This window comes from Microcystis sp. LE19-195.1E (assembly GCF_027532095.1).
Taxonomy (GTDB): domain Bacteria; phylum Cyanobacteriota; class Cyanobacteriia; order Cyanobacteriales; family Microcystaceae; genus Microcystis; species Microcystis aeruginosa.
Genome location: NZ_JAPZSZ010000208.1, coordinates 1 through 6,338, shown reverse-complemented (window position 1 = coordinate 6,338; position 6,338 = coordinate 1). Strand labels below are relative to the sequence as shown.

Annotated in this window: 8 protein-coding genes; 7 read left to right on the top strand and 1 reads right to left on the bottom strand. The window is 44.4% G+C overall.

Features of this window, described 5'->3' with window-relative positions:
• Positions 1 to 312: RNA-guided endonuclease InsQ/TnpB family protein (locus tag O9300_RS12010; protein WP_287971840.1), on the bottom strand; the 312-nt coding region annotated here is incomplete at its 3' end.
• 91 nt (positions 313 to 403) lie between these two features.
• On the opposite strand from O9300_RS12010, the gene O9300_RS12005 reads away from it, so the two are divergent.
• From O9300_RS12005 to O9300_RS11975, 7 genes are all read left to right on the top strand, one after another.
• Complete coding sequence (locus O9300_RS12005; protein ID WP_287971838.1) at positions 404 to 1,507, top strand: glycosyltransferase family 4 protein; 1,104 nt, start codon at positions 404 to 406, stop codon at positions 1,505 to 1,507.
• Positions 1,508 to 1,605: 98 nt separating this feature from the next.
• A complete protein-coding gene (gene glsA / locus O9300_RS12000; RefSeq protein ID WP_002800184.1) occupies positions 1,606 to 2,622 on the top strand; it encodes a glutaminase A in 1,017 nt (338 codons plus the stop codon).
• Positions 2,623 to 2,751: 129 nt separating this feature from the next.
• Positions 2,752 to 2,916 (top strand): hypothetical protein, encoded by a 165-nt coding sequence (locus O9300_RS11995; RefSeq protein WP_287971836.1) that lies wholly within the window; start codon positions 2,752 to 2,754, stop codon positions 2,914 to 2,916.
• Positions 2,917 to 3,265: 349 nt separating this feature from the next.
• A complete protein-coding gene (locus O9300_RS11990; protein ID WP_149986250.1) occupies positions 3,266 to 3,625 on the top strand; it encodes a YtxH domain-containing protein in 360 nt (119 codons plus the stop codon).
• Positions 3,626 to 3,991 (top strand): hypothetical protein, encoded by a 366-nt coding sequence (locus tag O9300_RS11985; protein WP_004156958.1) that lies wholly within the window; start codon positions 3,626 to 3,628, stop codon positions 3,989 to 3,991.
• A gap of 269 nt (positions 3,992 to 4,260) precedes the next feature.
• Positions 4,261 to 5,067 carry a TPM domain-containing protein gene (locus tag O9300_RS11980; protein WP_002775882.1) on the top strand — a complete coding sequence of 269 codons (807 nt, stop codon included), beginning with the start codon at positions 4,261 to 4,263 and terminating at the stop codon, positions 5,065 to 5,067.
• A 380-nt stretch (positions 5,068 to 5,447) separates the two neighbouring features.
• Positions 5,448 to 6,152: an LmeA family phospholipid-binding protein gene (locus O9300_RS11975; RefSeq protein ID WP_287971834.1), complete on the top strand. Its 705-nt coding sequence runs from the start codon at positions 5,448 to 5,450 to the stop codon at positions 6,150 to 6,152.
• Positions 6,153 to 6,338 lie beyond the last annotated feature (186 nt).

Here is a 6,338-nt window from a genome sequence, read left to right as displayed (position 1 = left end):
TTTTTTCTTAAAGTTGGGATACTTAGTACGACCAGCAAAGAAATTAGTGAAAGCTGTTTGTAAATGTCTTAACCCTTGTTGTAAGGGTACACAGCTAACTTCGTTTAAAAACTCTAATTCTTCTTGTTTTTTCCAATCGGTTAGCATTGAAGAAGTTTCAGTATATCCTACTCTTTCTTGTCTTTCGTACCATGCTTGTGTTCTGAGATGGAGTGCCTTATTGTAAACTAATCTTACACAGCCCAAAGTGCGCCGCAATAGCGACTCTTGTTCGGGTGTGGGGTAAAATCGAAACGAATAGGCTTTTTCCATACCTCACATTCTAACACATATTTTGTAAATGCGCTAAGATTTAACAGCAAAGCCGCCGTAAAACGGCGGGGTTTCAGACCCAAAATTTCCGATGATGCCTCATATCTTCCTATTTTTAGAGATTTTTTCCCAAGAAGGCGGTATTCAATCATATATCAAGGATGTCCTGCAAGCTTATCTCACTTTGCCCGATTGCGAGGCGGCCGAGGTTTTTTTACTGCGGGATGCCCCTGATTGTCCTAATCCTTTCAAAAATCAAGGTATTACCTTTCATTACCTGAAAAATAACTCAGCAACTCTCGGACGCATTCAATTAGCCCTTAAGTTTCTAGTTTCTCTCCTCCGGAAACGTCCCCAACGGGTTTTTTGTGGTCATATAAATTTAGCCCCCCTCACCCGTCTTTACTGTCAAGCTTTAGGCATACCCTACACCGTCCTCACCTACGGCAATGAAGTCTGGGAACCTTTACCAAATTCCCAAAAACAGGCCCTGCAAGCGGCCGCATCGATCTGGACAATTAGCCGTTACACTCGCGATCTTATGTGTAAGGCTAACGCTATCGATCCCAACAAAGTAGCAATTCTCCCCTGTGTGGTGGATGAGGAAAAGTTTAATTTAGGCGAAAAGTCCTTGACATTAATCAAAAAATATGATACCGAAAATGCCAAAGTTTTATTAACAGTGGCCCGGTTGTGGTCGGGGGATATCCATAAAGGGGTAGATGTTACCATTCGGGCCCTGCCGACAATTCTAGAGACTTATCCCGAAGTAAAATATCTAGTCATTGGACGTGGGGACGATCGCCCCAGGTTAGAAGCTTTAACCAAGCAGTTAGGAGTGGATAAACAGGTAATTTTCGCGGGTTTTGTCCCGACGGAGGAATTAGCCGACCATTATCGTTTAGCCGATGCTTACGTTATGCCCTCCCGGGAAGGATTCGGGATTGTTTACCTAGAGGCCATGGCCTGTGGTATTCCCGTGATTTCTGGAGATGAGGACGGTTCAGCAGAACCGCTGCAGGATGGTTTGGTGGGGTGGCGCGTTCCCTATCGAGATGCCGAAAAGGTGGCTCAAGCTTGTTTAGAAATTTTGCCAGGTCAGGATCAACGTTGTCACCCGCAATGGTTGCGTCAACAAACTGTAACTAAATTCGGCAAAAAGACTTTACAAGCAAAATTACGGCAGTTAATCTAATTATAACTTCATTGGGCATCGTCTCCTCAATACCGGCCACTGACTAGCCAAAACCACAACTTTGTCACTCATTATTAAGATAACTGTTATGCTCCTCTATGGCTTCCCCAAAAGATTTTATTAGTCCCGTCAATTCCGAGCAAGAGTTAGTCTATCCTTTTCGGAACTATCTTAACTATCTTCACGCAAAATACTCTGATTTACAGACGGGTCATATCGCCGATTATATTCCGGAATTAGCCCTAGCAGCTCCAGAATGGTTTGGTATTTCCGTAATTGGCACTGATGGTCAGATTTTTGAGGTGGGAGACTGTCAGCAAACCTTTACAGTACAATCGATTTCTAAAGCTTTTGTCTTTGGATTAGCTCTAGAAGATCACGGAAGGGAATACGTTAACAGTAAAGTCGGTGTTGAACCCACGGGGGAAGCTTTTAACTCGATTATTCTCGATGAAAAAACCAATCGTCCCTATAATCCTATGGTTAATGCTGGTGCGATCGCTACCACGGATTTAATCACCGGACAGAATGCCACGGAAAGGCTAAAACGTATTTTAGAAATGTTTAAACGCTATACGGGTAGGGATCACGAGATTAATGTCCCCGTTTTTCTCTCGGAAAAATCCACCGGCAATCGTAATCGGGCCATGGCCTATCTGATGCTAAATTTTGGCATGGTTAGCGATAAAATTGAAGAAACCCTCGACCTTTACTGTCAACAATGCGCCATCCTCGTCCATGCTCACGATTTAGCCCTGATGGCCGCTACCTTGGCTAATGGGGGTGTCAACCCAATCACAGGAATACGGGCGATCGATGAACACTACGTTCAAGATGTGATCAGTGTTATGCTTACCTGTGGAATGTACGACGCTTCGGGAGAATGGGCCTATCGGGTAGGATTACCAGCAAAAAGCGGTGTCGGGGGCGGAATTACGGCAGTAGTTCCCCATCAGTTGGGAATTGGGACTTTTTCGCCCCTTTTAGATGAAAAAGGCAACAGCATCAGAGGAGTGAAAATTTGTCAAGATATTTCAGAGGATTTTGGTTTACATTTATTCAATGTGGCCAAACCAGAACGAGATTTAAAAACATGGCTGGAAGGCAATAGTTGATACCACCCCCTACTTCCCACTCTCCACTCTTCCATGGCTTTTAAACAGGATTTAGTCTGATAAGTAGGGAGGCACAATTATTTGTAGGATGGGTTAGCGGTAGCGTAACCCATGCGGGCGTTGGGTTTCATGCTTCAACCCAACATACGTTCTCCGTACCCCCCAGTTAACTTTACTTTTGTCCTGAAAATCGATAAAACCCCACACCCCACACCCCACACCCTACCCCCAGGAAAAACTTTTTGCCGCAAACCCTACTTAACTGTCCCCGGCAAGAGCGCCTACCGACCCTAAAAAATTAATTTGGCCAGAAGTCTATGGAAAAAATTTCATAAACCCCTTGACAAAAGCAGCGGATTGTGTGTAATATAGATATCGTGTGAGGAGTATAAGTTCAGCATGAGGGGAACCTTTGGGGTCGAAACACGGCAAGACTCCCAGAGGTTCTTCTTTTTCACTCCCTTATTGGCTCAAAGTCGGCAATAAAATCAGGTTTTGCCCGATCGCTAGTTTTTTCTCAAGTTATCCCTTCTAGGTCTGTTTTTGCTTGCCAAGAGCAACAGGTCAAAATTTTTGCCGAAGAAACTGCACAAGAGAAGTGTAATTGCTCGTAAAATTGGGAATTAAGTACAAGGGCAATCCTATGGCAGATAAAAATAACGGTAACGGTGGCTTATTCGTCGTCGGGGTTTTAGTGGGCAGTGCGATCGGGGCAGTGGCGGGTTTATTAGTAGCGCCGAGATCTGGAAAAGAAACCCGTCGAATTCTGCAAAAATCCGCGCGGGCTTTGCCTGAATTAGCCGAAGATCTGACCACAACGATGCAATTGCAGGCCGATCGCCTATCGGAATCGGCCCGGCGTAATTGGGATGATACTTTAATGAGATTAAAAGAGGCGGTGACAGCCGGAATCGAAGCTAGTCAAAGTCTAGCCACGGACAATCCTTTCCCCGACTCGGAAGAATCCCCCCAAGGCGATAATCATCACTCGAATGACCATTAAATGACCGAACCTATTTTCTGGCTAGGATGTTCTTTACTGCTAGTCGCCGTTAGTTTAACGGCGGTTTTCATCGCTGCTTTACCTGCCCTGCAAGAGTTAGCCCGGGCAGCCCGCAGTGCCGAAAAATTATTCGATACCCTCCATCGGGAATTTCCCCCGACTCTAGAAGCAATTCGCCTGACAGGGGCAGAAATCAGCGAATTAACCGAAAATATCGATGAAGGGGTCAAAAGTACCCGCCAAGTTGTCCAGGGAGTCGATCGCAGTCTCGGTAGTGCTAAAGCTGGTCTCAGCAAGCTCGATCGTGGCAGCCGTCGCCTCTTGATCGGTTTTAAAGTCGCTTGGAATACTTGGAAACGCAGTTAAGCAGATGGGGAAGTGGGAAGTGGGAAATGGGGAAATGGGGGAGTGGGGAGATAGGGGAATTTCAACTAATACCCCAAAACCCTCAAACCCCAACTCCCTAAAACCCCAACTCTCAACTCCTGACTCCTGATGACCGACTCCTGATGACCGACTCCTGATAACTGGGTGACTAAAGTTGAGAATTCCCTTAAGATAAAGTAAATAAGTGTAAAGAAACTGAAAGTTAGCCTACACCCTTGCTGAAAAAATTCTCATTGTCTAGAAGTGCTATGCTCAATCGTTTTTGCCGAGGAATCTCGATCGCTCTTGTCATTGGTGTCATTAGCTGTCTGGGTTGGATTATCTGCCCGGATCAAGCTCTAGCGGTGAATAATCCCGAATTACTGCCCAATCAAGCCACTCCGATCGTTGATTTAGCCAATTATCTACCCGCAAAACAGGAAGAGGCATTAATCCGAGATATCGAGACATTTCAAGGGGAAACCGGCTGGAAAATGCGAGTTTTAACCCAATATGACCGCAGCCCCGGCCGGGCAGTGATTAATTTCTGGGGATTGGATGATAAAAGTATTCTCTTAGTGGCCGATGGTCGGGGCGGTAATCTACTATCTTTTAGTATTGGTGATGCCGTCTATGAATTTTTACCCCGCACTTTTTGGATCGAATTACAGGCCCGTTTCGGTAATATGTATTTTGTCCGGGAAAATGGCGAAAATAATGCGATCGTACAATCCTTAGACACGGTAAAAGGCTGTTTAGTTAAAGGTGGCTGTGCGGTAGTCCCCGGTTTACCGAAGGAACAGTGGATCCTAACTTTAATTACCTCAATTGTCGGCGGTTTAGTCTTCGGTTTTGCCGGTATTCCTCGCAAAGAAGGACAGGTTTTCGCTTGGCAATGGGTTTTAATTGTCTCTCCCCTCTGGTTTATCCTCTTTGTTGCTTTTGGCATCGGACCGGTGGTTACTCGCACCAGTGAATTACTGCCCCTTTTCCGCAATTTAATCGGTTTTGCCCTCGGTGTTTTAGTCGCCTATCTTTCCCCTCGTTTTAATTCCCTCAATGCCTCAAAAACCTAAAAATTAGGGGCTTTTAAGTGATCAGTAATCAGTAAACAGAAAGTAGCGAAGTTTTTACCTATAACTGATACCAAATCCAGTTATTAAGTTGTTGGTTATAATTAAATTAAAAATGAATTTTAGGTTCGATCCCCCCTTAATCCCCCCTTAATCCCCCCTTCCCCCCTTGATAAGGGGGGCATCTGATAATTTTTAACGCCTACCTAGTTAAAAACTGATTATTTATTCCCCTTTGCCTCTTGCCTTTTGCCTTTTGCCTCTCCTCATAACTCGCCTCTACTCAACGGATTTAGTATGATAGCTGACGGCGGCCCCTCATGGTTTGATCGATCTAGCTCTGTTACAATTAGAAACATTGTGGAGTGAGTGAGATAACGTTTATGTGGGTCAATACTCAAAGTGAGATTATTAGTAAGGTTTTGCCGCCAGCAGTACGTCTGTTCTTAAGAACGCAAGTAGAACAGATAGAAGATTTAGAAATGCAGCTGCAAGGTCATGATCGGCAAATTTTGCGCGGTTATATCCCCGGGGTATTTTTAGCCGTAGGAAAAGCGATTTATCAGGGTTTACATCTAGGTAAAGCGCAATTAAGAGGGGAAAATATTCGTCTTAATATCGGGCAGGTTTTGCGAGGGAAACCCCTAAAAATTTTGGAACCTATTCGGGTTAGCGGTGAGGTGGAAATTAACGAACAGGATTTAAATAATTCGATCGCCTCGACTATTTTGGTTAATGCTTTGGCGGATTTACTAATTTTTTCCCTAGAAAATAACGGAGTTGTTAACGCCAGAGAAATTATCTCACAACAGCGTTTTAACTGGAAAAATGTTCTCTTAAATCAGGGTTATTTCTCTCTTCTCGGCCATAGAGAAACAGGTGCAGAAGTAATTTTTAGCGCTGATATTACCCTAGAAGATGCCCGCACTTTAGGGATTAGTCCCCGACAATGGCAAGGTTTAGCCCCAGATTTATCTATTGATTTGCAACCTTTTACCGTCGATTTAGGCAAAGATGTGGAGATTAAATCTTTTATTCTCGACGATCAAACTCTTTTCTGTCAGGGAAGTTTTTTGATTTTACCTTAAAAATAAACGGGATGATTCCGGTGGGTTAACTTAGTTTAACCCACCTAATTAGGGCTTGCTGAATAAAGGTGAAATGTAGGCAAGGTAAGGGTTTTGTGGCTTTACGAGCGAAACAGGTGCAAGATTTTGAGAGAATCGTGCTTCAAAACCTTGCGTCTTCATCGGCCCGCGTCCTGTAGGGGCGAA

Coding starts and splice junctions, on each gene's coding strand:
- glsA (WP_002800184.1), top strand. CDS start 1,606: ATGGCTTCCCCAAAAGATTTTATTAGTCCCGTCAATTCCGAGCAAGAG.
- O9300_RS11975 (WP_287971834.1), top strand. CDS start 5,448: ATGTGGGTCAATACTCAAAGTGAGATTATTAGTAAGGTTTTGCCGCCA.
- O9300_RS11990 (WP_149986250.1), top strand. CDS start 3,266: ATGGCAGATAAAAATAACGGTAACGGTGGCTTATTCGTCGTCGGGGTT.
- O9300_RS12005 (WP_287971838.1), top strand. CDS start 404: ATGATGCCTCATATCTTCCTATTTTTAGAGATTTTTTCCCAAGAAGGC.
- O9300_RS11980 (WP_002775882.1), top strand. CDS start 4,261: ATGCTCAATCGTTTTTGCCGAGGAATCTCGATCGCTCTTGTCATTGGT.
- O9300_RS11995 (WP_287971836.1), top strand. CDS start 2,752: ATGCTTCAACCCAACATACGTTCTCCGTACCCCCCAGTTAACTTTACT.
- O9300_RS11985 (WP_004156958.1), top strand. CDS start 3,626: ATGACCGAACCTATTTTCTGGCTAGGATGTTCTTTACTGCTAGTCGCC.